We start from the raw sequence: 26,193 nt of genomic DNA, 5'->3' as shown, positions 1-26,193 counted from the left end.
CGCAAAAAAAATCAGAGCTTGCCGACAAATGTCGAAGGCTCTGTTAATTTGTACAATTTCCCGGAAAATATTCTTTTTTTGCTTTTTTTGCTACTATTCTTTACTTTCCAATCGCTTGATAGGCAGCTAGAAAGGAGAGGAGGCTTTTCTCCATTTCTGCAAGCTGATTCGCATCCTTTGTTGTCTGGTACCCAATGAATGATCCGCTTGCCTTTTCCATACTAGCAATGGCTTTTTGGATGTTCCTATCTTCTATGGACCTATTTGCAATTGTTCCGTGCAGCGCGTTGAAATCTTCTACTTTCTTCCTTTCATCTGGTGACACTTGCGAACCGCTCATGAGGATCGGATAGATCTCTGAAGACTGCTGAAGGAATGCCGCCTCCTCTGCACTCACTCCAGAGACTTTTCCGCCAGAGATTTCAAAAGGTTTTGCAAAAACCTCCAGCCCTTGAAGCTTAAGTTCATCTGCCTGTTGTTTCGCTTCCTCGATGCTGCCAGCTATACGTAAATAGACAGCAAATTGGCCATTTACAGAAAACTGTTCCGCTGCGATTCCCTGATCTGCAAGCAGCTTTACTCGTTCCTTCGCACGATCCTCAGTCGTAAAAATACCGTTCTGAACGATGAACACAGGGATCGGTTTCAACTCTAGTTCTTGTCCGCCGCTCGCCTGATCTTTTGCTTGTGAACCTGCTTGTGGTGGATTTGCAGCCGGTGAAGCAGTTGTTCCCTGTTCCGATGCGACAAATTTAAGGAACGTAACCCCAAATGCTGTACCGATCAATACTGCCAACAAAACAGCCACAATGATGGTTTTGGAAAACCAGTTGCTTCGCTTTGTTTTTGTGTTCCAAACGGATATTCCCAGACTCTTCTTTTTCTTTTGCTGCTTTGGGATGAATTTATATTCTTTCACGCTCTGCTGTTCGCCTGAATCAGGCAAAATCCAGTCAAAATCATCCTCAGTCTTTTCCTGAGCAGCAGCCGTTTCCTTTACCATTGCATCATTATCGAGCGGATACACTTTGCTCCGATCCTCACGATGTTCATTTATTGGAACATTGCCACTTCGTTCTGTTTCCTTTTTACTAATTTCTGTCCAATCTTCTGTTTGCCTCTTTTTTTCACTGTCATGTTGCTGACTCTGGCTGACTTCCTGAACCGGTTGGTGCTTGCCATTAATCTTGATCGTAATCGTTTTTCCATGTTTGTCCAAAACTTGTACCTCCCCCTGCCCGTTCCTGTATTGCTTCATCCTATCACACAGACAAAAAAAAATAACAAGACTTTTGTCGCCTTGTTATCGAATGCTTTCGTCAATTTTTTCACTAGATTTATTGAGCAGCCATGCCTGCCCCATCCGCTGATTGGTCCTTCTCTAACAAATTCCCATTTGAACCGTCAAAAGTCGGAAACGGATTGCGCTTATTAGCCGGGGCTGGGGTTTCGATCTCCATTCTGTCGCCTTTGTCATTCTCCACAGGAAGGTAGAAAGCAGAAACAGTAATAGTGGACAAAAGGATTTCCTTTGAATTGGTTACATAATCTGCTTTCTTAGGCCCTTCGAAGTCAATGGTCTCTATCGTGATTTCTCTTTTCGATTCTTCAAGTGCCTGAATGAATTTCTCCAAACCTTGATATCCTTTCGCTTCGACTGAAAGGGTTACGAATGTTTTTTGCAGGCCTGTCGGCAAGCTGTCTGGTACTTTCTTAATTCCATTAGTAGATTTTGAATCAGTGGATGGAAGATTCGAAACCGCTGCTATCTTTTGGTCGGGAGAACTGCTGCTTTCCCCAAACTTCATCAAGGTAATGGTACTGTCAGAAACTACTTCAGCTTTTTCAAAATTCAGGATCAATTGTTCCGTGAACGGTTCTTTCGGAATAATTTTATATAATTCCGCGACACTCTTTATTTCCCCTGAAGGCCCTGCAGTCATTCTCTTCTCGTAGGCAGCCTGTATTTGTTTCTCCGTTTTAAGCAGCTGTTCTTTCTGAATAACCTTATCTTGGAGCGGTTGTAAATAGGTGGCTGAGAGTAGCCAATACAAAAGTATTACGATGACTGCGCCGAAAATCAGAATCATCATTTCTTTTTTTGAGAATTGGAGATTCATGATTCATTCCCTCCAACTTTTTGGGATGCCTCTGTAAAGTATTCCCTCTTAAAGTGTATTTCGAATTCTGAATAATAAGTCGGCATGATCTCATTCGAATTACTAGCTTCTCTCACTGCTTCAACCGTCAAAATCGAGGCAGTATCGACCCATTTGGAATGCTGGAGGGAACTCAGAAAATACGCAGCCTCTCTTGCAGATTCAAATTCAACCTTTACCCCGACGATTCCCTCCCCATTATAATTAAGTGATTGAATGAAGCCTTGTTCTGGAAGCAAAGCAATCAGGCTCCTAAGCAATCTGACTGTATCGGGAGTGGAAGTTTCAGCCCAGGTGACAGCTTCTTGAAGTCCTTTTGGAGAATCACTGCTTGCTTGATCAGTAATTTTGGTCTGTATGGCTGCATTTAATTGCTGTACAGATTGAATCTGCTGATTTACTTTGTTCAAGGACGTTTCATTTACGCGTACCTGGACAAATACTCCAATGAAAACAAGCGCGAGGAGAAACAGGAAAATAAGGGCAATGGAAAATGAGGAAGACGCTTTATGTTCTTTTTTGGGAAGTAAATTAATGTCTACAAGCATGTTATCCCTCTTTCAATCCAAGCCCTAAAGCCAGATGATATTCCCGCGAAACTCCGAAAGCTGCTTCAGGAAGACTTGTTTCGATTGTCGCCACCTGGATTTCAAACCGTCTACTCATTTCGTTTATAATAGTTGTCATCCTAGGGTGATCGCCATTGACGAGAATTTTAGTGATCGAGTTTTTGCCGTGGGTAAGGGAATATCGATAAAATTCGAGCAATTTGTCGATTTCTTTATAGATATCTTCGAATTGAAACACAAATTCGTTCGCATTTCCCGCAAAGGACATCTCCTCTGTTTTCGCGCGTCCTAACTGGACTTCCCAATTAGATTGGATCTCAACCGGAATATGCCTCATGAAGATGGGGAATGTCCCTTCAAAAATACACATACTAACCACCCCAATATCAAATTGAATGGTCATTAGCGTTTCCTTTTCCTCTACAAGACCAAGAAAATGATAGAGTCTATACGAAGCGAGCGGTGAAATATCTGCGGCCACTGGTTTAAGTGATGCTCCTTTTAGAAGATTGGTATATTCTAAAACATACTCTTCCGGTGCTGCAACCAAAAGGATCTCCCTTTTGTTTTTCTCCAAACTTAGCGGTACGGTATCAAACACTGGTTCATCAAAAGGCAAATGAATGCTTGAACCAAACTCGAGATACAGAAACCCGTGAATCTCATCCTCTTTGACATCAACAGGAATGGAAACTTTACGGATGATCACGAGCGAATCAGGTACAAGGAATCTCACTTCCCTATTTTTTATCCCCCAATCCGCTATACATTCATCTAAAATGAGCGAAAGAGTTTCGATATCTTGAATTTTGCCTTCGGAAATAATCCCAGCTGGAAGAAGGCGTTCTCCTTTGGCGGCTATAACAATCGGGTTTCTTTGTTTTACTTCAATATACCGAATCGAATGGTCATTGATAACAAGATTCATTACCTTTTTTCGACCGGTAAAGATGGAGAAAGCCATGTTCAAAACTCCTTCAATCATAATCCTGATGTTAACAGCCTCATATACTCTACGATCAAATAATCTCCGAAAAAGTAAGCGACAAGTGAGCCTAACGCAATAAATGGACCGAAGGGAATTGTTTGTTTGCGTTTAATAGCTCCAAGAAGAAGGCCAATGACACCGAAAAACGCTCCAAACAATGTGGATAAGAAGAAGGAAAGCAGCAGCAGTTTCACTCCTAATGCGAAGCCGATAACTGCAAACAGCTTGATGTCTCCTCCACCCATTCCGCCCTTACTGACAACAGCAATTGCTAGTAAAAGAAAGAAGCCTGCAGCAGCACCCGCGAGTGAATCCCACCACGGAACTAGAGGAAATAGAAGGCGTTCAAAGAAAAACAGACCCGCAAAAACAATCAGCACTCGATCAGGAATGATCATATAGGCAAGATCGGAAACGGTAATAATAACCAGCATAGAAATGAGTGTTAAAGCAATTAGTAACTCCCCACTCCAGCCAACGCTAAATGGTGCGATCGCGAACAGCGCAGCGGTTAATAGCTCAAAAAAAGGATAAATGGGCGAAATGCGCGCCTTGCATTGGCGGCATTTCCCCCCCTGGATAAAATATGAAAACACCGGGATAAGTTCTAAGAATGTCAATCGATGACCACACTTCGGACAAGCAGACCGCGGGGCAACAATTGACTTTCCGTCTGGGACACGCAAGGCTACTACGTTATAGAAAGAGCCCAATACTAGACCGTAAAGGAACAAAAGAATCTGCATCTTTTTTATTGTGGTGGATTTGCAAAATTAATTAAATCAGCCTCTGTAATCGGATCTGTGCCTCCCACCGCAGCAGCAGCAGCCTCATGACCTGCAATGGAGAATTTACCATCAGCATCGATTGTGACAGTGAATGTAGGATCTCCTGATTTTGTTAAATAGGTTCCCAATTTCGTTTCGTCCCATGGGTCTGGTACATTTGCTGCATTTGCTAATTTCGCAGCATTGATAATTTGCAATGCATCTGCGACTGCGGCATCCTTTTTGGACTTTTCGATAATTCCACCAATACTTGGTACAGCAATCGAAGAAATAATTCCCAAAATGACAATTACCCCTAAAAGCTCAACCAATGTAAATCCTCTTTGACTTTTCCACTTCTTTTTCATGTTTTCTAGCATGTAATCTCGCTCCTTTTAGGTATTTTTCCCTATGACAATGGCTATATGAATCTATCAATCAGTATAACGGATTCCTTTAAGAAATAGAATGAAAAATATTGTATTTTGTTTGTATTTGTCGTTTCAGCCTACTTGATTAAAAATCTCGAACATTGGCACCATGATGGCCGTGACAATTGTGCCGACCAGCGCCGCCAATAAAATGATCATGAGCGGTTCAATTAGTGATTTTAATTGATCTGTGCTATGTTCGACTTCTTGCTCATAAAAGTCGGCGATCTTACTGAGCATAGCGTCCAAAGAACCAGTTTCTTCCCCAATAGCAATCATTTGCGTCACAAGGGGAGGAAAAGCCCAGTGATTTTTCATCGCTTCAGTCAGTGATTGCCCTTTTTCCAAAGAATCTCTAGACTCTCTTATTACCTTGGCCAGCACTTCATTTTCAACTACCTTTTCGACAATAGCAAGCGCCTGCAGGATGGGAACAGAGCTTGCAAACAAGGAACTTAACGTCCGCGAGAATCTAGCTATCGCTCCTTTTTGTAGCAGTTTACCGAAAATTGGAATTTTTAACAATGCGTAATCCAAATAGTATTTTGTCTGTCGGTTGTTTTTCAGGACCATGAAGAGCAGAGTGATTGCCAACGATAATAAAATAAGTAGCCACCAAAACGATTGCACCCACGCACTCACATGGAGGACGAATTTCGTGATCCCCGGAAGCTCGCCGCCAAGATTGGAGAACATGTCAACAAAGGTGGGTACTACTGCCACCAGCAGGAAAATAACGACGATGATTGCCAGTGCACCGATAACTGCCGGGTAACTTAAAGCGGCGACGATTTTCTTTCTAGTATGATGTTGTTTTTCAAAATGGACCGCCAATCTTTCTAATGTTTCATCCATATTGCCGCCAGCTTCTCCCGCTTTGATCATATTGATATACATCGCTGAGAAGATTTTACTATGCTTTGCCGCAGCAAACGATAGCGGATTTCCTTCCCGCAGCTCTTGTTCGATATCAAGAAGCGCTTTCTTTAGCGCTTTGCTCTCGGTCTGGGCAGCAAGAATCTTTGTCGATTCCACAACAGAGACACCTGCTTTCAGCAAGGTAGCAAACTGTCTTAAGTAAATGACGAGATGTTGCAGTTTAACTGGATTGCCAATCGTTATTTCTTTTGTCAACAGCGATTCCTGGACCTCTTGGATCTCAGTCGTTCTGATTCCCTCTGTGCGCAACTTTTCCAGCGCTTCCCTTTTAGTCGCAGCGGAGATCGTTCCCGAACGCTTTCCTGAACGGTGTCTGCCGGTATAGTGAAATCTAGCCATAACTTATACCATAGTTTTCCTGAAGATATGGTTCTGCAGAATCTCTAGTTATTATTCCTTTTTGAACAAGCTCCTTCACATTCATTTCGAGGGTATGCATGCCATAGGAGCGAGATGTTTGCATGATGCTGATGATTTGATGGATTTTTTCATTCCGGATCAAATTGGCCACTGCCGAGTTATTAATCAGAATTTCTGTTGCTCCGATCCTTCCTTGCTTTGCTATTGTCGGAAATAAGCGCTGCGAAATTACCGAAACAAGAACAGAAGCTAACTGAATCCGAATCTGCGCCTGCTGTGTTGGCGGGAAGACATCAATGATTCGATTGATTGTAGCGGGTGCACTTGAGGTATGCAAGGTTCCGAAAACAAGATGGCCAGTTTCAGCCGCCGTAATCGCTGTTTGAATTGTTTCTAAGTCCCGCATTTCTCCTACCAAAATGACATCCGGATCCTGCCGGAGGGCGGCTCGCAATCCGTTGGCAAAGTTATTTGTGTCAAATCCTACTTCGCGCTGATCGATAATCGAGTTTCCATGCTTGTGTAAGTATTCAATCGGGTCTTCCAGTGTAATGACGTGCTTCTTCATTGTTTCATTCATATGCCGGATCATTGCTGCAAGAGTCGTAGACTTCCCGCTTCCGGTAGGACCCGTTACAAGTATCAATCCTTGTGGCTTTTCCGAAATCTTTTTCAGAATTTCCGGCAGTTTAAGGTCTTCGATCGTTGGAATACTTGTAGGGACGATTCGAAAGGCCATGGAAACACAGCCCCTTTGATGATACGTGTTCACTCGAAAGCGGGATACACCTGGGATTCCGTAGGAAAAATCAAGCTCTCCTTGTTCCTTAAACTTTGTCCACATTTTTTCCGGAATGATCGCTTTTGCCATTGCCTCGGTTTCTTCTGGAAGAAGCGATTCGTTGCCATACTTTCTAAGCTCCCCATTCACTCTCATAACGGGTGGAACCCCTACTGTTATATGGATATCTGATGCTTTTAGCTCAAAGCCTGCTTGAAGCAGTCGGTCCATTTTATCTTTCATCCGCTCTCCCCCGCTATTCTATACTGGCTACTCGGAGAATTTCCTCAGTGGTAGTCAATCCTTGTTTTACTTTCAATAAGCCATCATCAAGCAAGAAAATTGTTTTATTTTTCACGGCGATTTCATGAAGTTTGGTGACCGTTTCTTCATTCATAATTGCTTTTCGAAGTTCTTCATTTACCGCAAGAACCTCATGGACGGCCAGCCTGCCACGATATCCGGTCATATTGCAGGAAGCACAGCCTCTTCCTCGCCATACGGTAGAAATTTCGAGTCCTCTTTTCGCGAAAATATCCAGTTCGCGTTTTGTAGGAGAATGCGCTTCGGCACAATCTCGACAGACTTTTCGAACGAGACGCTGAGAAATAACTCCGCTTAAAGAAGATGCGACTAGGAAAGGCTCAACCCCCATATCCATTAGCCTCGATACGGAGGTTAAAGCATCGTTCGTATGCAAAGTACTTAGTACCAAATGCCCAGTCAACGAAGCTCTTATTGCTACCTCTGCTGTTTCCCGATCCCGTATTTCACCGACCATAATAATATTTGGATCCTGCCGAAGAATCGATCGTAAACCGGCTGCAAACGTCATCCCAACGGTCTGATTAACTTGTATTTGATTGATCCCTTCAATTTGGTATTCAACTGGATCCTCTATCGTGATGATATTTACTTCTTCACTGTTCAATTTATTTAAAGCTGCATATAAAGTCGAAGATTTCCCTGATCCTGTTGGTCCAGTAATCAAAACAATCCCATTTGGCCTGGAAATCATACTAGTGAATCTTTGTAAATGTAAAGGATGAAACCCTAATTTGTTCAAATCATTTAAGGTGCTGCCCATATCAAGCAGGCGCAGCACAATTTTTTCTCCATAAACAGTTGGAATGGTGGATACCCTCAAGTCGACTGGATGAAAGTCAAGGTTGACTTTAAACCGGCCATCCTGCGGCACTCGGTTTTCCGTTATATCCAAATTAGCCATAATTTTCAATCTAGCTGTTAATACATTCTGCAAATGTTTAGGAAGGACTCTTTCTATTCGCAGCATGCCATCGATCCTATAACGAACTACTACCTTTGTTTCCTGGGGATCGATATGGATATCGCTCGCTTTATTTGCCCCTGCATTTGATAGCAATTGATTAACAAGCCTGACAATTGGCGAGTCTGCATCTGTTGCCTTTTCTTCTTTCACCGGTTTCATCGCATATTCTTGTCCGAATAATTCTTCAAAATCTTCATCGATATCATAGAATTTATTTATCGCCCGTATGATATCATCCTTAGTCGCAATTGCTGTCTCTATATGGAAGCCGGTTGATAAGCGCAAATCATCAATCGTGAAAAAGTCCATCGGATCTGCCATCGCAACATAAAGTTTATCTCCGTCTTTTTTTAGAGGAATAACCAAATTGCGCTTCGCTGTTTCCTTAGAAATAAGATTAAATAAACTTGTATCAAATGGATATCGGTATAAGCTAATATGCGGGATTCCCAGTTGAAATTCCAGCACCTCAATTAATTGCTGCTCTGTTATATAACCTCGATGCAGCAGAGCATCCCCCAACTTCTGTTCTGCTGGTTTATCCTGTAGAGTGATTTGCAGTTGTTCTTCCGTTAGCAGCCCAGATTCAATCAATAAGTCTCCAAGTCTTCTGCGAGTTTGTTTCATCTGTTTGCCTCCTGATTATTTGGGTACTTCATTCGGTTTCCCCCACAATCTATCTTCCACACTGCCATCTGTTCCTTGCCCAGGATCTTGTTGAGGGTTTTGTTCATTTGGTGCAGGTGCCAGGTTCTCTGTACTTGCAGTGGGAGTTTCACTCACGGAACTACCATTCGTGTCCGGATTAGCCATCGATTCCGTCCCCAAGGTTCCCTGTTGTGGTGGCAGTGGACTACTACTCGGAACGATTCCAATGAGTTCAACTCGATAACTAGGCTGATAAAAATCTTCCGCTATCCATTCTGATTCCATCCATTCCCCCGTAGCTGAAATAGATTCGCGATACACTTTGATCAGAAAGCCGGGCTTCCCCTCGGTTTCTACGTATTTCTGACCAGGCTGCAACAGAGGTGTGTAACGCTTGATTGTTCTCGGCTTAAATTCTTGCTTTTCCGTAAGATTTGCCTCGTATTTGTGAGAAAAGGGGATACCGATAATCGAAATTTCTAATTCCCTCTTGTTCATTGATAGTTTCATATCGTATGGATGCTTATTTGGATTATAAAATGAAAAGTCCATGTTCTTGCTAAAATCGACTTTCGCTTCAAGACCGAGTTGAGTGTTTTTTGGAAGTTCACTTCCAATATTTCTTTCGGATATGATAAAATTGGTTGCTAATAATGCCTCGAAAAGAGCTGATGAAACGATGCTAATCTGCTCGGATGATAGTTCAGTCAGCTTTTTTTCTTCTATGAATTTTTTCATTAAAAAGCTTGTCAGCGGCTCGATCGGCAGCTGAGAAAATGCTTGTACGAATTTTTCCGTATCCGCATACTCTTCCCCTAACTGTCTCGTAGCAGTGGCAACGACAACGGGCTCTTCTTTTGGCAAAATATCCTGAGAAGTATTCTTTTCAGCAACCGAGCTGAGAACAACAGGTGACCACTGGGAGAAAGCAATGGTTAATAGCGAGGCAATGGTTAATGCCAGTGTGAATGTATACCTCCTAAACTTGCCCATTGACAAACCTCCCTTTTGATTAGCTTTCATAACATTCCACCAGACTCCATTTTAGAATTATCGGTATGATGCCTCAAGTTTCAGGGTATTTACTTCCCATTTCTCCGTGTCGGATTCCTCGGAGGGTTTTACAACTTCCTTTGCATAAATTCCACTATAATGCTTCGCGGATGTGATCGTTTCGCAACTTTGTGAAGTAATAGTAACCGTACTCTCGATATCGCCATAAAGTCTTACAGTTCCTTCGACACAAAGAAGCCCTTGATTCCCTTTGCCTGAAGGATTCTGTTTTACGTCCATGTTTTCTATATATGCATCCCCGTAAACAACGATATTGCTATTGCTTTCAATAAAGGACTCTCCTTTGAGATATAGGTTGCTCTCAAATGCCACTTCCGTATTCGCACGCGCGGTTAAACCATTCTTAAAATAAATGTCCTTTTCAAAGACCGGATTATGGTTAGAGGAAATCGTCAGATGAGAATCATACAGAATAGGTGTTAAAAAAGGACCATTGGAAGTAATTTCATCTTCCTCGCTCACTTCCATTCCCTTGTCCGGCTCGGGGAATTCGCCATTCCCTTCTCCTCGTGCGATCTTTAACTCCGCATTTATTCTCCTTTCTTGATAGTCTTCGGCAATCCCAATGGAAGTAAAAACAATCTTTATTACCTCTTGCTCCTCATTGTTAGTAGCTAAAATATCCACATCTTCCATTTTGTATAATGGGTACGAACTATCCTTGTTTATTGGGAAAGCAATCCCTGACGGAAGTGCAGTTTGTAGCAGCTTTTCCGTATCCGATAAGGATGCCTCCTTATTTTCAGCTAAAATAGCAGCCGTCGCACGTTTCATATGGGCTACCCCCATTTCCGCAAGATTTGTCGCTTTTATCCCACTTCCGGTATATGCTATTTGTTTCGCATTATTGGCTTCCATTCCCATTAATGTAATTCCGATAATTGAAAAGACAGTCATCATCAGCAATACGATTAGCAATACAGACCCTTGTTCGTTCTTACTCATCCGAAATTCCCCTTGCAAATATCGTTCTTAATGTATAGGATTGATCTCCTTTTTCTATCTTCAAAGTAATTTCAAGAGGCAGATTAGAGTCAATTAGTAATGGTTCACTTGTATAAGGATGATTTTCATAGACTATGTTAGCTAGATAGCGATAGTTTTTTGAAATCGTCATTCCATCAATTACTACCTCATCCGCTTTTATTTCTAATTGATAAGCAGGATTTTTCAAATGCTTGTTACGGATTGCTTCGGCAATAAGCTCGGCTTCCTGCTGAAGGAATGCTTCCTTTTTACTCGTGTCTCCCTGTTTGATCCCGCTATGAAAAATAGCGTATGCAAGTATGAGGACTACGCTCGTTATTGTCAGTGCTGCTAATAATTCTACAAGGGTAAACCCATTTCTCTTCATAACCGGTTCACTCCTTGTACCCATAGGTTTCATAAACATTTTTATATGTATCGTTCCGTTTCTCTTGAATCGAAACTACTATTAAATTCAAATCCATTGGCAAATTTTTTTGAAAGGAATTCGCTTGCTTTATTACTACAACAGGATAATACTCTTTTTCTCCTACTGTTAAAAAAAACCGCTCGCTAGAAGCAAAACTTGTGCCATATAATTGATTCCATTCTTCGACTGTTACATCGGCTGTATATGGAGATTTTTTAATAATATGCAAAATTTCCTGACTAAGCTGGGCAGCCGCACTTCTGCTTTCATTATCCGAATTGAACATCTTTGCCTGTAAAAAAAAGCCCGCAAAAGAAAGGAGTACGATCGAAAGCAATGCGACTCCAAGTGTAACTTCTACTAAATGATACCCTTGCTGGTTTATTCTTTTCGCCATCGGCCGCTCCTTCTTTCGCAGCATCCTCATACTTTCTTCCTATTATACTCGCAAACGACAAAATATGACACTATGCATCTGCAGATCCATTCCAGGAAAATCTCCTTTTTTTTGCTGAATGAGCCGGATAAAATGATCAATTATTTTTCAACCATTTTACGAGAAAGGGCTTTGCCTCTGATAAAAAATAGAGAGAGCCTGTGACAATCAACATGTCTGCTTGATCCAATTCATTTATTTTCCTTTGAAGAAAGTCCTGATAGTCTGCTGCAATCCTTTTGTTTCCTTTAGTGCTTCCGGCATCGATTAAATCCTTCGCTGAAGCTGCACGCGGAAAATCAAATGTGGTAAAAATCAATTGATCGGCCACCTCTTCAAGCGTTGCAATCATCTTATCCAATTTTTTGTCTTTTAGAGCTGCAAAGAGAATGCTAATATTTTTATCGGCAAAGCGAGCGTTTATTTCACTTGCCAGTGCCTTTATTCCTTCTTCATTATGTGCGCCATCGATCAGGACGAGTGGATCTTCACTTAAAATCTCAAGCCGGCCAGGCCAGTATGCTAGTATCAGGCCTTCCCGGATATGCTCTTCCTCGATTAGAAATGAATAGTAATTAGCAAGGACCTGGCTTGCCATTACTGCACATGCAGCATTTTCTACTTGATGCGCACCGATCATCGATGTTTTCAGCTCATGAATTTGTCCGAACATACTTGTAAATGCAAACTGTTCTCCGCGCTCTAGAGGTTCTTTTGAACTTGCCGCAAAATCTTCTCCGAGGTGGTATAGAGATGACTTACAATCAAACGCTTTTTTTCGTATCACCTCGAGTGCTTCCGGCTGCTTTACGCCAGTAATAACGCTTACCCCGTTCTTGATGATGCCTGCCTTTTCGAAAGCAATCTCTTCATAGGACTCCCCAAGGATCGCTGTGTGATCGAGTCCAATGCTGGTAATGATCGAAAGCAGCGGATGGATCACATTTGTAGAGTCGAACCTGCCGCCCAAGCCTACTTCATAGAGGACGACATCAACAGGGGACATCTTGGCAAAATAATAGAAGGACATCGCAGTAATTACTTCAAATTCAGTCGGCCCGCCCAACTCGCTTCGATCCAGTTCATCGGCAAGCGGCTTGATCACATTCGCCAGTTCAATCAGTTCAGCATCACTGATTGGCTGCCCATTCACGCTGATCCGCTCATTGAATTGTTCGAAATAGGGAGAGGTAAAGGTGCCGACCCGGTATCCTGCAGTCTGCAGGATAGCGCGCAGAAAGGTGACAGTAGACCCTTTTCCGTTTGTGCCGCCGACATGTATCGTTTTGATCCGTCTTTCGGGATGCTCCAGTCTTTCCAGCATCCATGCCATTCTAGAAAGGCCTGGCTTGATTCCTAATCTTAGTCTTGTATGAATCCAATCAATTGCTTGTTCATATGTATCAAACATCTTATAACACACCTCTATTTAAGATGAAGACGAACCAAAAAAATAGTTCGTCTCCAAAGTATCCTATATTAGTTTCTCCATTCCTTAATGCGAGCTTCCACAGCTACCCGTTTTTCCAAATAATCCTTTTCCTTCGCACGCTCTTCCTCAATGACTTTCTCAGGAGCCTTTTTAACAAAGCCTTCATTGGCAAGCTTCTTCTGAACACGCTCCACTTCTTTATCAAGTTTTTCCTTCTCCTTTTGAAGTCGGGCGATTTCTTCATCGATATTGATCAGGCCTTCAAGTGGAAGGATGATTTCGATGCCGGTTGCAACAGCTGTCATTGCTTTTTCAGGTGCGGTCACTTCCAGGCCGATCTCAAGTTTTTCCGGATTACAGAAACGAATGAGGTAACCGCGGTTGTTTTCCAGCATGCTCAGTGTCGTTTCGTCCTTCGCTTTCAGGAATATATCAACCTTTTTGCTTAGAGGCGTGTTCACCTCAGAGCGGATATTCCTAACAGAACGGATCACTTCCACAAGCAGCTTCATCTCTTCTGCAGCCTGTAGATCTGTAAGTACTGGATCAACCTCAGGCCAACTGGCAACGGTAATTGATTCCCCCTTATGAGGGAGGTTCTGCCAAATTTCTTCCGTGATGAAAGGCATGAACGGATGCAACAGACGCATTGTGTTATCAAGTACATACGCAAGAATCGATCTAGTCGTTTTCTTGGCCGTCTCCTCTTCGCCATATAGCGGCAGCTTCGCCATTTCAATATACCAGTCACAAAGATCATCCCAGATGAAGTTATAAAGTGCGCGGCCTACCTCACCGAATTCATAACGGTCCGACAGCCTTGTCACTGTTTCAATTGTTTCGTTCAACCTTGTCAAAATCCATTTGTCAGCAACCGATTTCTCGCCACTCAAATCGATTTCATCATATTGGAGCCCATTCATATTCATTAACGCAAATCGTGATGCGTTCCAGATTTTATTTGCAAAGTTCCAGGTTGCTTCCACTTTCTCCGTGCTGAAGCGAAGGTCCTGCCCCGGCGCGCTTCCTGTTGTCAGGAAGTAGCGGAGGGAGTCGGCACCGTACTGGTCGATGACGTCCATCGGATCGACACCGTTTCCAAGTGATTTACTCATTTTCCGACCGTCTTCTGCACGAACAAGTCCGTGAATCAAAACATCCTTGAATGGACGCTTTCCTGTGAATTCAAGTCCCTGGAAAATCATCCTTGACACCCAGAAGAAGATAATATCATACCCTGTAACGAGTGCATCGGTTGGATAGTAGCGCTTATAATCAGCTGCCTCCTCATTCGGCCAGCCCATCGTCGAAAATGGCCATAGGGCCGAGCTGAACCATGTATCTAGAACGTCATGATCCTGCTCCCAATTTTCAGGGTCAAGAGGAGGCTCATGGTCAACATATATCTCGCCTGTTTCCTTATGATACCAGGCTGGAATCCGGTGGCCCCACCATAGCTGGCGGGAAATACACCAGTCACGAATATTTTCCATCCAGCGCATATACGTATTTTCAAAGCGCTCAGGGACGAAGTGTACTTTCTCTTCTTTGGTTTGCAACGCAACTGCTTCGTCGGCAAGCGGCTGCATTTTAACGAACCATTGAGTGGATAAATACGGCTCCACAACCGCTCCGCTTCGCTCTGAGTGCCCAACAGAGTGCAGGTGCTCTTCCATCTTGAAAAGAATGCCTGCTTCCTGAAGGTCCTTGACGATTTGCTTGCGGCACTCAAACCGATCCATGCCCTGGTACTTGCCGGCTTTAGCATTCATCGAGCCATCTTCGTTCATGACAAGAACTCTTTCCAGTTTATGGCGGTTGCCGATTTCAAAGTCATTAGGGTCATGTGCCGGCGTGATTTTCACAGCCCCAGAGCCAAATTCCATGTCAACATAATCGTCGCCGACAATCGGAATCTCGCGGCCAACGATTGGCAGAATGACCGTCTTGCCGATCAGATGCTTGTAACGGTCATCTTCCGGATGGACCGCAACCGCCGTATCACCAAGCATCGTTTCCGGTCTGGTCGTAGCGATTTCGATATGTCCGCTGCCATCAGCCAGAGGATATCTCATATGGTAGAAGGCACCCTGGACATCTTTATGGATAACCTCAATATCAGATAAAGCTGTTTTAGCTGCCGGGTCCCAGTTGATAATGTATTCGCCGCGGTAGATCAGCCCTTTGCGGTATAAAGATACGAATACTTCTTTAACAGCCTTCGAAAGGCCCTCGTCCAAAGTGAAGCGCTCCCGGCTGTAATCGAGGCCAAGTCCTAGCTTAGACCATTGCTTGCGGATATGCTGCGCGTATTCTTCTTTCCATTTCCATGTTTCTTTTAAAAACTTTTCGCGGCCAAGCTCGTAGCGGTTGATGCCCTGGCTTCGTAGCTTTTCGTCCACCTTTGCCTGTGTGGCAATCCCGGCATGGTCCATTCCCGGCAGCCAAAGTACGTCATAGCCCTGCATCCGCTTCATCCGCGTAAGGATATCCTGCAGCGCAGTATCCCATGCATGGCCGAGATGAAGCTTCCCAGTTACGTTTGGCGGCGGAATCACAATAGTATAAGGTTTCTTCGTTTCATCATCCTTTGCTTCGAAAAACTTTCCCTTAACCCACCATTCATAGCGTCCCTGCTCAATTGCAGACGGATCGTATTTAGTCGGCATCGACAAATTCTCTTCCATCATTTTTTCCTCCTATCAACTGCTTTTCCTTTTGTAAAAATAAAAAAACTCCAATCGCCATAAAAGGACGAATGGAGTATGTTCGCGGTACCACCTTTTTTTCCAGCAACGGTAAAAACATCTGTCGCTGGCTCAAATCTGGATAACGGCTCTTCACCGTCGCCTGTTACTGAGAGTCATTCCGTTCCCAGGCGATGCTCAAGGGCGACCTTCCATGGTTCCGGCTTAGAAGTCCTCCCAGCAATTGGACTTCCTCTCTTCAAGCGGATTGCTCATGTACTCTTCCCTATCCATGCTTTGCTTTATTTATATTAGTAATACTACCTAAAAAAGATGATTGACGTCAATCATCCTTTCCTATTTTCCTTTATTTTATTCTTTTAGGTACGTTCTGTGCCAATAATCGGCACATCTTGGGCCAATGCCTCATAGAATAAAAATAGGATATCATATTTGCTTGGAGGGATGGCTATGAAAAGAAATAGGTATAATCCGTATTCACTCCCCAAATGGGCGAGGACGACGAGGGCAGTATCCGCGCAACTAATTATTCCTTTTTGTGTCTTTCAAGGATTAAGAACCCTTTTCTTCCCGTCGACCTTCGATGTTTTTCTGCTGTCCATTTTCATTCTGATCGCTTTGGCAATCAAATTTGACATTTTCTAAGGAGCCTAAGAGCTGCTGCATTCAGCTCTGAGCTCCCTCTTGCTTTGCCTGCTCTTTCTGCTTTTCGAGATCGTCGATTTTCGTTACTACATAGCCAGTGTTGTTCAAGAGCCAATATTGACGCTGCAGCTTCTGAACAAATTTCCTTTCATCTACGTCCTTCTTGCGTTGATGATAAGTCTCTGCAACCCGGATAATGCCGGATGGAAAAGCAAGATAACTCATGAATAACTGCATTTCATCATCCCGGAAAGGAAAATGCTTCAGATATACATAAATCCAGTCAATGACTTCGTCCCCATACTTTGGCTGCGTTTTTAACGACCTTGCCAGAAATGGCAGCAAATCTTGAATGGGAGAACCTATCCTTGCTTTTTCGAAATTGATGAAGTAGCCGTATCCTCTTTCATCAAACAAAAAATGCTCTGGTGAGACTTTTCCGTGTAATGTCACCGTCCTTGTTTTCTTCTGTTCCTTCGTTTTTTCATTCCACGTCTCCAGCTTTATTCTGGCAAACTGTATCGCCTGCCGAATCTGGATGTAATACAGACAAAAGTTTAATTCAAATGGAGACATATAAGTCTTGTTCTCACAGCTTTCAAGGAACCCATTTACAAATTCTTCTTCTTTTTCCCATTCTTTCAAAGTGTTCTCATAATGCTCTTGCTTCACTTCCGGCCTGATTTCCAGTTCCTTAGCTGACAGGGTATGCATTCTTGCCAGCTCCCTGAACAGCTGCTTATGCTTTTCCGATTGATCCTCCCTGTTAGCATTTGGCACCCATGGCATTAAATAATAGAGTGAATTGTTATGCAAAATGGCATATCTGCCGTCGCTTGATGGATAAACAGGAACGATCCTGTTGTAGTCTTTTTGATAAAGAGTCTGGATATGCTTGATAAAATCGGACCCTTCATACGGATGGATCTTTTTCAAAGCAAAGATACCTGATTTCGTATAGATCTTCTTTATTTTTCCAAATCCTTCCGCAAAATAGGGCTCGATTGGATAGTGTTTCAACACAGCAGATACTTCATTTAAATGATTGTGCTCATCCATCGGATCCCTCGCCTACTTTCTGAAACTTCTATCGATGAATATAGTTGGGCAGGTGCTTGTATACACCTGCCCAACTTACCTATTAGTTGTCACAATCCAGCCGAGCCCTGACAACCAGCTTCCTTTTGGACAAGGCATTGCTTTGTTTCCTTATTAAGATTGGTGAATAGCCGCACCAGGTACATATAATACTTGGCCTTCCTGTACTTCATGATCGATGTTCAAATGGTTGACTCGCAACAGCTGTTGTACAGATACATCATAGCGATCCGAAATCGATTGAAGCGAATCTCCTTGCTGGACGATGCAAACTCTTATTTTCGCTACTTCCGTTTCCTCTTCTTTCCGCGCTAAAAATTCAGCTATGGAGATGCCTTTTTTCATGTTCGGTTTTTTCTTTTTCATCAATGGAGAAGAGGAACTTTCTACCGATTCTTCTTCCACTTCAGCAGACATGTTTTCTGGTATCGATTCTTCTTCTTCTGCCTCCTGCTCAACTTCGACCTCTTGCTCCCCTCTAAAATCCTGAAAAGCAAATGCTGGTTCTGGTTGTTCTTGAGTCTGCGGTTCTGGTTCTGGTTGTTCTTGAGCCTGTGGTTCTAGTTCTGGTTGTTCTTGAGTCTGTGGATCCAGTTTCGCTGCAGCTGTTTTTTTCGCTTCTGCCCTGAACGGCGCATATAATTCATCCTCATAGGAATCTTCCTCTTGCTGGTTCAACGCTTCATTCTGCTGAACAAAAGAGTACGCCGGGGGATCTGGAAAATCCTGTTCATCCGCTTCTCTTGATGGATTGATGTCTGCCTCGGCCTCCTCTTCTATTTCATTTTCACGGTAACTAATTTCCAGTTCCTCTTTTTCTTCGTTAACCGCTTCATGCTGCTGCTCTCCATATAGACCGGTAATTGCCAAATCAGCATTCAGCTTCAGGCGCTCCTTTTCTGGAAAAGCATAATCGAACGCTTCTACATGGATATCAATGTCATAAATACTTTCAATCCGGTTTTTCGGAATGGTGATATCTACCGGGAAGCGGTGAAGAAATTCAAATAACCCTTCTTCCCTCTCCATGACAGAATGGACGTACTTAAGCGCCGATAATTGTTCTTCCTCCTCCTGCTGTTGTTCATAGCATGTATACTCCCCAGTCAGCTCTAGAGATCCGCGAATAGAAACATATTGCTCATTTTCCTGGATCGTTATATTCGGATCGAGTGAAATCGAGACAAGCTCTGCGACTTCCTGTCCTCTTTGAAACCACACTGACTCCTCTAGTGAAAATCGCAGGTACGATGGATTCCCCTGAGACAAAGCGACTCCTCCTTTCATTCCTTAAACGTAAAATCACTATGTCATTAACACTTTATGAACCTTAATTTGCTTTTATGATCATTTAGAACATAAAAAGGAGTTGGCGTGTGCAGCCTTTGATATATAGAATGGTATATTCGTTAAAAGTAAGCAAAACCGGGCAAACTGCGCCCGGTCCTATTTTAGTTTGGCGGATCATCGGGGCTGTTGATTGGAACGGAGTACCATTCTTGCGGAATGATACCCTTATGCGAGCATTCCCACCTACATAAGGGTACCTTTCTTGCGGAATGATACCCTTATGCGAGCATTTCCTCCTCCATAAGGGTACCTTTCATGCGGAATGATACCCTTATGCGAGCATTCCCACCTACATAAGGGTACCTTTCATGCGGAATGATACCCTTATGCGAGCATTTCCTCCTACATAAGGGTACCTTTCTTGCGGAATGATACCCTTATGCGAGCATTTCCACCTACATAAGGGTACCTTTCATGCGGAATGATACCCTTATGCGAGCATTTCCTCCTACATAAGGGTACCTTTCATGCGGAATGATACCCTTATGCGAGCATTTCCTCCTACATAAGGGTACCATTCTTGCGGAATGATACCCTTATGCGAGCATTCCCACCTACATAAGGGTACCTTTCATGCGGAATGATACCCTTATGCGAGCATTTCCTCCTCCATAAGGGTACCTTTCATGCGGAAAGATACCCTTATGCGAGCATTCCCACCTACATAAGGGTACCTTTCATGCGAAAAGACACCCTCCAAGTGAAGGGTGTCTTTTCGTTTAGTGATTCTGCAGCTTGGCAAATGCTTTTTCGGCTGCTTCGATTGTTTTTTGCAGGTCTTCGTCTGTATGTGCTGTCGACAGGAATAAGCCTTCAAATTGAGATGGTGGCAGGTACACTCCTTCGTTTGCCATTTCCCGATAATAGGCGGCGAAGAATTTTAGATTCGATGTCTTGGCTGCTTCGTAGTTGATCACTTCTTTATTGGTGAAGAAGATGCCGATCATGGAGCCTGCACGGTTAATAATATGCGGAATTCCATATTTTTCTGCCGCGGCTTTCAGTCCTGTTTCAAGGATATCTGCTTTACGCTCAAATTCTTTGTAGGAATCAGGAGTAAGCTGCTTCAAAGTCTCGAGTCCGGCAGTCATCGCCAGTGGGTTCCCTGATAGGGTTCCCGCCTGGTAAATTGGACCGCTCGGAGCAATTTGCTCCATAATTTCCCGTTTTCCACCGTAGGCACCGACTGGAAGTCCTCCGCCGATTACCTTTCCAAGACATGTCAGGTCAGGCGTTACATTGTAATAACCTTGCGCACAATGATACCCTACTCGGAAGCCTGTCATCACCTCATCGAAAATCAATACGGTGCCATACTGTGAGGTGATTTCGCGCAAACCTTCTAGGAAGCCCTCTACTGGCGGCACAACACCCATATTTCCGGCAACCGGTTCCACGATTACACCGGCGATGTCATCCCCATACTGTTCAAATGCGTAGCGAACACTCTCCAGATTGTTGTAAGGTACAGTAATCGTATTTTTAGCGACACCCTCAGGAACACCTGGACTGTCAGGCAAACCGAGCGTAGCGACACCAGAGCCAGCTTTGATGAGCAACGAATCGCCATGTCCATGGTAGCAGCCTTCAAACTTCAGAATTTTGTTACGGCCAGTATACCCGCGCGCCAGGCGCAAGGCACTCATCGTTGCTTCTGTTCCCGAAGATACCATCCTCACCATTTCAATCGATGGTACCCGGTCAATGACAAGCTGAGCCAGTTCATTCTCAATAACTGTAGGCGCTCCAAAACTCGTCCCAAGCTCTGCTACTTTTTTGATCCCGGCGACAACGCGATCATTGGTGTGGCCGAGGATTAGCGGTCCCCATGATAATACATAGTCGATATATTCATTGCCATCAATATCATAGATTTTTGACCCCTTGCCTTTTTCCATGAAAATCGGATCCATATCAACGGATTTAAACGCGCGAACAGGGCTGTTAACACCACCTGGCAATAAGTCCACCGCTTGTTTGAAAGCTTTTATCGATTTATCATATGAGCGCATAGTATCCCTCATTTCTATAATCTAGCTACTCTTGTTTCCTTTATTTTTCACAGCACTCCAGCTAAAATTACTGTTCCTGCAGCCAGCGTGCTGCATCCTTCGCGTGATAGGTGATAATCAAATCTGAGCCTGCACGCTTCATACCAGTGAGCATTTCCATGACAATGCTCTTTTCATCCACCCAGCCGTTTTGTGCTGCTGCTTTTACCATTGAATACTCGCCGCTGACATTGTAAATAACCACTGGCAGGTTAAAATTATTTTTTACGTCGCGGACAATATCAAGATACGGCATGCCAGGCTTGACGATTAGGAAGTCAGCACCTTCGGCTACATCGGATTCCGCTTCGCGCATTGCTTCTAGGCGGTTGGCTGGATCCATCTGGTAGGACTTGCGGTCACCGAACTGCGGCGTACTCTCTGCCGCTTCACGGAATGGACCATAAAATGCGGAAGAATACTTGACTGCATAGGACATGATCGGCACATCCTGGAAACCAGCTTCATCAAGCGCAAAGCGAATCGCGACAACGAATCCGTCCATCATATTGGACGGTGCAATGATATCTGCTCCGGCCTTAGCCTGGCTGACAGCAGTCTTACCAAGCAGCTCCAATGACGGGTCATTCAACACCTTGCCATTCTCGATGACGCCGCAGTGACCATGACTTGTGTATTCGCACAGGCATGTATCGGCGATGACCACCATATCTGGAAAATCCCTTTTGATTACACGGGTGGCTTCCTGAACGATTCCGTGGTCATGGTATGCCTGGCAGCCTAATTCGTCTTTTTCCTTTGGAACACCAAACAGCAGCACCGATTTAATTCCTAATGCTTCTACTTCGGTGATTTCTGCTTTCAGGCGATCAAGCGATAAATGATAGACACCGGGCATAGACGAAACTTCCGTCTTCACATTCTCTCCCTCTACGATAAAAAGCGGATAAATCAAGTCTTCGGTGCGAAGATGATTTTCACGTACAAGTGCGCGCATGTTCGCAGACTGACGAAGCCGGCGATGGCGGCTGAATTCAAGGTGTTTCATAAATTACCCTCCAATTTTTACATACTCGGCAACGCTTTTTAGCATCTCTTCCACGGTGTATTTCTCCGGCATCGCATCAACTTTCAAACCCCATTGCTCAGCCTTTCTTTTCGACACAGGACCGATGCAGGCAACAATGCAATGCGCAAGCTTGTCTCTTAAATGATAGTCCTCTACAATTCCCATAAAGTGATCGATTGTAGAAGGGCTTGTAAAGGTAAGTATATCAAGTCTTTCCTCACTTAGCATCTGAACGAGCTTGTCCTTGCTGTCCTGAGGAAGATAGGTCTCATAGATAATAATCTCCTCCACGATAGCACCTTTTTTCTTCAAGGACGAAGAAATGTAGTCCCTGGCAAGGTTCCCTTTTGGGATGAGGACTTTATCGCCAGCTTTCACATATGGCAAAAATTCTTCCGTGAATCTTTCTGCAACATACTCTTGAGGGAGAAAGTCTACCTTTTCTCCCCTTTCCTCAAGGGAGGCTTTTGTTTTGTCACCAATCACAGCTATTTTTGGAAGCGATGGCTTCTTTTTTTCAAAAAAAGAAAAAAAGGTTTCCACTGTAACATTGCTTGTGAAAATGATCCAATCATAATGATGTAAGCCCTGAAGTGTTTCCAGCAGTTTTTGCGTAGCTGCAACCGGCTGAAAGGCAATAAGAGGGATTTCCACAGGAATCCCTCTATGTCTGGCAACCAATTCAGAGAAACGTTTCGCATGGGCCTTTCCCCGCGGAATCAGGACAGTTCTATTTTGCAGCGAAAAAGCGGCGATCATTCTCCATCAAGCTCCAGTTTCACCTTATCAATCAAATCTTTTGCTCCCAGACTGATTAAACGATCGGCAGCCTGCTTTCCAAGTTCTTCTGGATTCGTTCCAATTACCTGCTCTTTAAAGATTGTTTTTCCATCTGGAGATCCAACAATGGACGTCAGAACGATTTCTTCGTTGTCATTGAAATGCGCATATCCACCAATTGGCACCTGACAGCCGCCCTCCATCTTGTGAAGGAATGCCCTCTCTGCTTTTACTGTTGCGCTTGTTTCTGCTGAAGTGAATTTCTCAAGAAGCTCAAGAAGTTCTGTATCATCACTGCGGCATTCAATCGAAAGCGCACCCTGGCCAACTGCCGGCACACAGATGTCCGGTTCGATAAATTCAGTGACAACATCACTTGCCCACCCCATCCGTTTTAAACCGGCAGCTGCAAGGATGATCCCATCATACTCATCTGTTTCCAGCTTCGCTAGCCTCGTATCAATATTTCCGCGAATCCATTTCATTTCAAGATCCGGACGCTGGGCGAGAAGCTGAGCGCTTCTGCGAAGGCTGCTTGTTCCAATAACAGAACCTGGTTTTAATTCTTTAAAAGGAATATGTCCATTTGAAATCAAGACATCGCGGTGATCCTCCCGCTCCGGGATAGACCCGATCACAAGTCCTTCAGGCAGGATGGCAGGCATATCCTTCATGCTATGTACAGCCATGTCAATCTCTTTATCTAGCATGGCCTGTTCGATTTCTTTTACGAAAAGCCCTTTTCCTCCGACTTTAGAAAGTGTGACATCGAGGATTTTATCTCCCTTGGTCAAAATTTCTTTGACTTCAAATTCAAAAGGAGCACCTAAATTTTTAAGCTGTTGGATTACCCAGTGTGTTTGTGTCAACGCCAGCTTACTCCGTCTGGAGCCTACGATAATTTTTCTCATGACAGCCTCCTATTTACTGATACCAAAAGTGGAAAGAAGATAATTTTCCAGATAGAAAGAAGTTAATCAATACAATCAGGAATGACGCTATATTTAATAATGAAAGTGATTTTCCATGCATCCCTTTGCCGGCCTTTAAGTACAAGTAGATGCTATAGATTGCAAGGACGATGAAGGAGCCTAATAGCTTGGCATCATACCAGGCAAGATCAGGAACCTTGATCCATGCCCACTGCAGTCCAAGAATCAGACTAAGGATCAGCATTGGCACCCCGACGACGTTCAAGATGTAGGACCAGTAATCAAGCCGCGATAAATCGGAGATCCTCCATAACAGCTTCCCCCACTTTTTCCGCTTTAAAAGGTCATATTGGATCAGATATAACAGCGAAAAGACGAATGAGATAGAAAAAGCTCCATAAGACAGGATTGCCATCGTGATATGAATCAGCAAAAGCTCTGATACGAGCTGATCCGACATCACATTGGAATCATATTGGACAGGAGCGAATGTATGGATTGCCATGATCATGAAGCCAAGGATATTCGTAAAAAAAACAATGAAATCCACTTTTAGCAGTTTGTTGATAGCCAAAGACAGCGTCACCAGCACCCATGCATAAAAATAGAGCCCCTCAAAAAGAGTCAGGACCGGGAACCGGCCTGTATCAAACATGTAATACAAGAGGAAAATCGTCTGGAATCCCCATACAAATGCAAGTAACCAGAAGGCAACTTTATTCGCCATCCGGTTACGGTTAAGAAAATCAATGAAATACAAAAGAACGCTAACCGCATAAATCACAATAGTTCCTTCATGGAGACGAGTTATATAAAGATCACCCATGGTCACCACCTCTTTATGGCTGAAAGGAAGCCTGAGGCGAAGGAACTTTTGCCCGCTTAGTCTCAGCCGTTTTCATTCCTTCTTGTTCTGCGACGAGCTGTTCTATATTGAAAATTTTGATGAAAAGTTCGAGAGCATCTTCCGCATTCGGTGCAGCTGCAAGCTCTTTTGCCTGCAAGATCGGGTCTTTAAGCAGCTGGTTAATAATGCTCTTCGTATGCTTGTTCAGCACCTTTTTATCATGGTCAGAGAGATTTGGCAATTTCCGTTCGATGCTTCTCATTGTCTCTTCCTGGATTGAAAGCGCTTTGACTCTAAGCGCTGAGATGACCGGGACAACACCAAGTGTGTTCAACCATTGCTTGAATTGGACAATTTCCCCTTCAATCATGACTTGGATCTTCTCTGCTGCTTTTTGGCGTTCCAGCAAATTCGCTTCGACGATCCCTTCCATATCATCGATATCATATAGGAAGACATTTTCCAATGTAGCAATTTCGGGATCGAGATCACGCGGGACAGCTATATCGACCATGAATAATGGCTTGCCTTTTCGCCTTTGCTCCACCTTGGAAACCATTTCCTTTGTAACAACAAACTCCTTGGCTCCTGTCGAACTAATCAAAATATCAGCATCCGCCAAAGCAGTTTGGAGCTCATCGAGGCTTTTGGCAACTCCCGAAAAACGGTTTGCCAACTCTTCGGCCTTTTCGAAAGTTCGATTGATGACCGTCACTTTCTTCGCACCATTCGCATGAAGATTTTGAATCGAAAGTTCGCCCATTTTGCCGGCACCAACGATCAGCACATGCTTATTGTCAAGAGTGCCGAAAATCTTTTTGGCTAGTTCTACAGCCGCATAACTGACCGACACAGCGTTCGCACCGATATCCGTTTCGGAATGGCCGCGTTTTGCCAGCGTGACAGCTTGTTTGAACAACTGGTTAAAAACGGTTCCCGTTGTGTTTTCTTCAAGGGCCAGCATGAAGCTGGAACGCACCTGTCCGAGAATCTGGGTCTCACCTAGTACCATTGAGTTTAGGCCTGATGAAACCTTGAATAAATGCTCAATTGCTCCGTCTTGTTCGTAGACGAACAAGAAAGGGGCGAATTCTGGTTGAGGGATTCCGAACCATTCTGATAAAAACTCTTTAAGATAATATTTGCCCGTATGAAGCTGATCCACGACGGCGTATATTTCTGTACGGTTACATGTTGAAACGATGACATTCTCAAGGATGCTTTTCTTTTGCTGAAGTGCGCGCATTGCTTCTCCAAGACTCGCTTCATTAAATGTCAACCTTTCGCGGATTTCGACAGGGGCAGTTTTATAGTTAAGACCGACAACAATAATATGCATTATGAATTGACACCCCCACAAAGAAATTGCATAATTGGCTAAGGTAATTATACATGAGTTTCTCCACTTTTAACGTTGTAAATGTGAACAACTGTTGAAACCATCTATTTAAATAAACGTGTATAAAATAGAAAGAATATTC

At 43.6% G+C, this 26,193-nt stretch carries 24 protein-coding genes and 1 other annotated feature; of the genes, 1 reads left to right on the top strand and 23 read right to left on the bottom strand.

All coding sequences use genetic code 11. The features are described from left to right. Positions 1-100 precede the first annotated feature (100 nt). The 15 genes from J2S25_RS11665 to J2S25_RS11595 form a co-directional block, all read right to left on the bottom strand. Positions 101-1,219, bottom strand: coding sequence for an SPOR domain-containing protein (locus J2S25_RS11665; RefSeq protein WP_307191970.1), 1,119 nt, complete (start codon positions 1,217-1,219; stop codon positions 101-103). A 118-nt stretch (positions 1,220-1,337) separates the two neighbouring features. Further along, positions 1,338-2,120, bottom strand: coding sequence for a hypothetical protein (locus J2S25_RS11660; protein ID WP_044392971.1), 783 nt, complete (start codon positions 2,118-2,120; stop codon positions 1,338-1,340). After that, positions 2,117-2,707 (bottom strand): PilN family protein, encoded by a 591-nt coding sequence (locus J2S25_RS11655; protein ID WP_044392972.1) that lies wholly within the window; start codon positions 2,705-2,707, stop codon positions 2,117-2,119. Before J2S25_RS11655 ends, J2S25_RS11660 begins: the two co-directional genes overlap by 4 nt. A gap of 1 nt (position 2,708) precedes the next feature. Continuing rightward, positions 2,709-3,692: a type IV pilus biogenesis protein PilM gene (gene pilM, locus J2S25_RS11650; RefSeq protein WP_052806994.1), complete on the bottom strand. Its 984-nt coding sequence runs from the start codon at positions 3,690-3,692 to the stop codon at positions 2,709-2,711. A gap of 17 nt (positions 3,693-3,709) precedes the next feature. Next, positions 3,710-4,462: a prepilin peptidase gene (locus J2S25_RS11645; protein WP_044392974.1), complete on the bottom strand. Its 753-nt coding sequence runs from the start codon at positions 4,460-4,462 to the stop codon at positions 3,710-3,712. Positions 4,463-4,467: 5 nt separating this feature from the next. After that, positions 4,468-4,863, bottom strand: a complete 396-nt coding sequence (locus tag J2S25_RS11640) for a type IV pilin protein (protein ID WP_044392976.1) — start codon at positions 4,861-4,863, stop codon at positions 4,468-4,470. A gap of 123 nt (positions 4,864-4,986) precedes the next feature. Further along, positions 4,987-6,192 (bottom strand): type II secretion system F family protein, encoded by a 1,206-nt coding sequence (locus J2S25_RS11635; protein WP_044392978.1) that lies wholly within the window; start codon positions 6,190-6,192, stop codon positions 4,987-4,989. Then, positions 6,185-7,237, bottom strand: a complete 1,053-nt coding sequence (locus J2S25_RS11630; protein WP_044392979.1) for a type IV pilus twitching motility protein PilT — start codon at positions 7,235-7,237, stop codon at positions 6,185-6,187. Before J2S25_RS11630 ends, J2S25_RS11635 begins: the two co-directional genes overlap by 8 nt. A gap of 13 nt (positions 7,238-7,250) precedes the next feature. Further along, positions 7,251-8,912, bottom strand: coding sequence for a GspE/PulE family protein (locus J2S25_RS11625; protein WP_307191969.1), 1,662 nt, complete (start codon positions 8,910-8,912; stop codon positions 7,251-7,253). 15 nt (positions 8,913-8,927) lie between these two features. Next, complete coding sequence (locus tag J2S25_RS11620; RefSeq protein ID WP_307191968.1) at positions 8,928-9,926, bottom strand: VanW family protein; 999 nt, start codon at positions 9,924-9,926, stop codon at positions 8,928-8,930. 57 nt (positions 9,927-9,983) lie between these two features. Beyond that, positions 9,984-10,952 carry a pilus assembly PilX N-terminal domain-containing protein gene (locus J2S25_RS11615; RefSeq protein ID WP_044392982.1) on the bottom strand — a complete coding sequence of 323 codons (969 nt, stop codon included), beginning with the start codon at positions 10,950-10,952 and terminating at the stop codon, positions 9,984-9,986. Then, positions 10,945-11,361 carry a PilW family protein gene (locus J2S25_RS11610; RefSeq protein WP_052806995.1) on the bottom strand — a complete coding sequence of 139 codons (417 nt, stop codon included), beginning with the start codon at positions 11,359-11,361 and terminating at the stop codon, positions 10,945-10,947. Before J2S25_RS11610 ends, J2S25_RS11615 begins: the two co-directional genes overlap by 8 nt. Before the next feature lie 7 nt (positions 11,362-11,368). Then, positions 11,369-11,800, bottom strand: coding sequence for a type IV pilus modification PilV family protein (locus J2S25_RS11605; protein ID WP_128721522.1), 432 nt, complete (start codon positions 11,798-11,800; stop codon positions 11,369-11,371). A 136-nt stretch (positions 11,801-11,936) separates the two neighbouring features. Continuing rightward, complete coding sequence (locus J2S25_RS11600; RefSeq protein WP_307191967.1) at positions 11,937-13,250, bottom strand: bifunctional folylpolyglutamate synthase/dihydrofolate synthase; 1,314 nt, start codon at positions 13,248-13,250, stop codon at positions 11,937-11,939. Between the two features lie 68 nt (positions 13,251-13,318). Then, on the bottom strand, positions 13,319-15,961 hold the full coding sequence (locus J2S25_RS11595; protein ID WP_307191966.1) for a valine--tRNA ligase: 2,643 nt from the start codon (positions 15,959-15,961) through the stop codon (positions 13,319-13,321). A 57-nt stretch (positions 15,962-16,018) separates the two neighbouring features. After that, positions 16,019-16,260: a binding site (T-box leader), on the bottom strand. Positions 16,261-16,423: 163 nt separating this feature from the next. Here J2S25_RS11595 and J2S25_RS20160 point away from each other — a divergent pair. After that, positions 16,424-16,624 carry a YszA family small membrane protein gene (locus J2S25_RS20160; RefSeq protein ID WP_500684435.1) on the top strand — a complete coding sequence of 67 codons (201 nt, stop codon included), beginning with the start codon at positions 16,424-16,426 and terminating at the stop codon, positions 16,622-16,624. Between the two features lie 21 nt (positions 16,625-16,645). On the opposite strand, the gene ysxE is transcribed toward J2S25_RS20160, so the two are convergent. The 8 genes from ysxE to hemA all read right to left on the bottom strand — a co-directional run bounded on the left by ysxE (position 16,646) and on the right by hemA (position 26,051). After that, on the bottom strand, positions 16,646-17,683 hold the full coding sequence (ysxE, locus tag J2S25_RS11585; RefSeq protein WP_044392990.1) for a spore coat protein YsxE: 1,038 nt from the start codon (positions 17,681-17,683) through the stop codon (positions 16,646-16,648). 153 nt (positions 17,684-17,836) lie between these two features. Further along, positions 17,837-18,991, bottom strand: a complete 1,155-nt coding sequence (spoVID, locus tag J2S25_RS11580; RefSeq protein ID WP_044392991.1) for a stage VI sporulation protein D — start codon at positions 18,989-18,991, stop codon at positions 17,837-17,839. Between the two features lie 800 nt (positions 18,992-19,791). Continuing rightward, positions 19,792-21,084 (bottom strand): glutamate-1-semialdehyde 2,1-aminomutase, encoded by a 1,293-nt coding sequence (hemL, locus tag J2S25_RS11575; protein ID WP_307191965.1) that lies wholly within the window; start codon positions 21,082-21,084, stop codon positions 19,792-19,794. Between the two features lie 67 nt (positions 21,085-21,151). Then, positions 21,152-22,132, bottom strand: coding sequence for a porphobilinogen synthase (hemB, locus tag J2S25_RS11570; protein WP_044392994.1), 981 nt, complete (start codon positions 22,130-22,132; stop codon positions 21,152-21,154). Positions 22,133-22,135: 3 nt separating this feature from the next. Continuing rightward, entirely contained in the window at positions 22,136-22,912 is a 777-nt protein-coding gene (locus J2S25_RS11565) for a uroporphyrinogen-III synthase (RefSeq protein WP_044392996.1), read from the bottom strand. Beyond that, complete coding sequence (hemC, locus tag J2S25_RS11560; protein WP_044392998.1) at positions 22,909-23,844, bottom strand: hydroxymethylbilane synthase; 936 nt, start codon at positions 23,842-23,844, stop codon at positions 22,909-22,911. Before hemC ends, J2S25_RS11565 begins: the two co-directional genes overlap by 4 nt. A gap of 13 nt (positions 23,845-23,857) precedes the next feature. After that, complete coding sequence (locus tag J2S25_RS11555; RefSeq protein ID WP_044393000.1) at positions 23,858-24,691, bottom strand: cytochrome C assembly family protein; 834 nt, start codon at positions 24,689-24,691, stop codon at positions 23,858-23,860. Positions 24,692-24,704: 13 nt separating this feature from the next. Beyond that, positions 24,705-26,051: a glutamyl-tRNA reductase gene (hemA, locus tag J2S25_RS11550; protein WP_044393002.1), complete on the bottom strand. Its 1,347-nt coding sequence runs from the start codon at positions 26,049-26,051 to the stop codon at positions 24,705-24,707. Between the last annotated feature and the right edge of the window lie 142 nt (positions 26,052-26,193).

The organism is Mesobacillus stamsii (assembly GCF_030814065.1).
Classification (GTDB): domain Bacteria; phylum Bacillota; class Bacilli; order Bacillales; family Cytobacillaceae; genus Mesobacillus; species Mesobacillus stamsii.
The sequence above is the reverse complement of the archived record's forward strand: the minus strand, read 5'-3'. Positions and strand labels throughout refer to the sequence as shown.

Bases quoted from the DNA above. Each gene is read 5' to 3' on its own strand.
- J2S25_RS11645 (WP_044392974.1), bottom strand. From the start codon at position 4,462: ATGCAGATTCTTTTGTTCCTTTACGGTCTAGTATTGGGCTCTTTCTAT.
- J2S25_RS11605 (WP_128721522.1), bottom strand. From the start codon at position 11,800: ATGGCGAAAAGAATAAACCAGCAAGGGTATCATTTAGTAGAAGTTACA.
- J2S25_RS11555 (WP_044393000.1), bottom strand. From the start codon at position 24,691: ATGGGTGATCTTTATATAACTCGTCTCCATGAAGGAACTATTGTGATT.
- hemL (WP_307191965.1), bottom strand. From the start codon at position 21,084: ATGCGCTCATATGATAAATCGATAAAAGCTTTCAAACAAGCGGTGGAC.
- pilM (WP_052806994.1), bottom strand. From the start codon at position 3,692: ATGGCTTTCTCCATCTTTACCGGTCGAAAAAAGGTAATGAATCTTGTT.
- hemB (WP_044392994.1), bottom strand. From the start codon at position 22,132: ATGAAACACCTTGAATTCAGCCGCCATCGCCGGCTTCGTCAGTCTGCG.
- J2S25_RS11600 (WP_307191967.1), bottom strand. From the start codon at position 13,250: ATGTTTGATACATATGAACAAGCAATTGATTGGATTCATACAAGACTA.
- J2S25_RS11615 (WP_044392982.1), bottom strand. From the start codon at position 10,952: ATGAGTAAGAACGAACAAGGGTCTGTATTGCTAATCGTATTGCTGATG.
- J2S25_RS11625 (WP_307191969.1), bottom strand. From the start codon at position 8,912: ATGAAACAAACTCGCAGAAGACTTGGAGACTTATTGATTGAATCTGGG.
- J2S25_RS11595 (WP_307191966.1), bottom strand. From the start codon at position 15,961: ATGATGGAAGAGAATTTGTCGATGCCGACTAAATACGATCCGTCTGCA.
- hemC (WP_044392998.1), bottom strand. From the start codon at position 23,844: ATGAGAAAAATTATCGTAGGCTCCAGACGGAGTAAGCTGGCGTTGACA.
- J2S25_RS11635 (WP_044392978.1), bottom strand. From the start codon at position 6,192: ATGGCTAGATTTCACTATACCGGCAGACACCGTTCAGGAAAGCGTTCG.
- J2S25_RS11655 (WP_044392972.1), bottom strand. From the start codon at position 2,707: ATGCTTGTAGACATTAATTTACTTCCCAAAAAAGAACATAAAGCGTCT.
- J2S25_RS11565 (WP_044392996.1), bottom strand. From the start codon at position 22,912: ATGATCGCCGCTTTTTCGCTGCAAAATAGAACTGTCCTGATTCCGCGG.
- J2S25_RS11610 (WP_052806995.1), bottom strand. From the start codon at position 11,361: ATGAAGAGAAATGGGTTTACCCTTGTAGAATTATTAGCAGCACTGACA.
- ysxE (WP_044392990.1), bottom strand. From the start codon at position 17,683: ATGGATGAGCACAATCATTTAAATGAAGTATCTGCTGTGTTGAAACAC.
- J2S25_RS20160 (WP_500684435.1), top strand. From the start codon at position 16,424: ATGGCTATGAAAAGAAATAGGTATAATCCGTATTCACTCCCCAAATGG.
- hemA (WP_044393002.1), bottom strand. From the start codon at position 26,051: ATGCATATTATTGTTGTCGGTCTTAACTATAAAACTGCCCCTGTCGAA.
- J2S25_RS11640 (WP_044392976.1), bottom strand. From the start codon at position 4,863: ATGCTAGAAAACATGAAAAAGAAGTGGAAAAGTCAAAGAGGATTTACA.
- J2S25_RS11660 (WP_044392971.1), bottom strand. From the start codon at position 2,120: ATGAATCTCCAATTCTCAAAAAAAGAAATGATGATTCTGATTTTCGGC.
- J2S25_RS11630 (WP_044392979.1), bottom strand. From the start codon at position 7,237: ATGAAAGATAAAATGGACCGACTGCTTCAAGCAGGCTTTGAGCTAAAA.
- J2S25_RS11620 (WP_307191968.1), bottom strand. From the start codon at position 9,926: ATGGGCAAGTTTAGGAGGTATACATTCACACTGGCATTAACCATTGCC.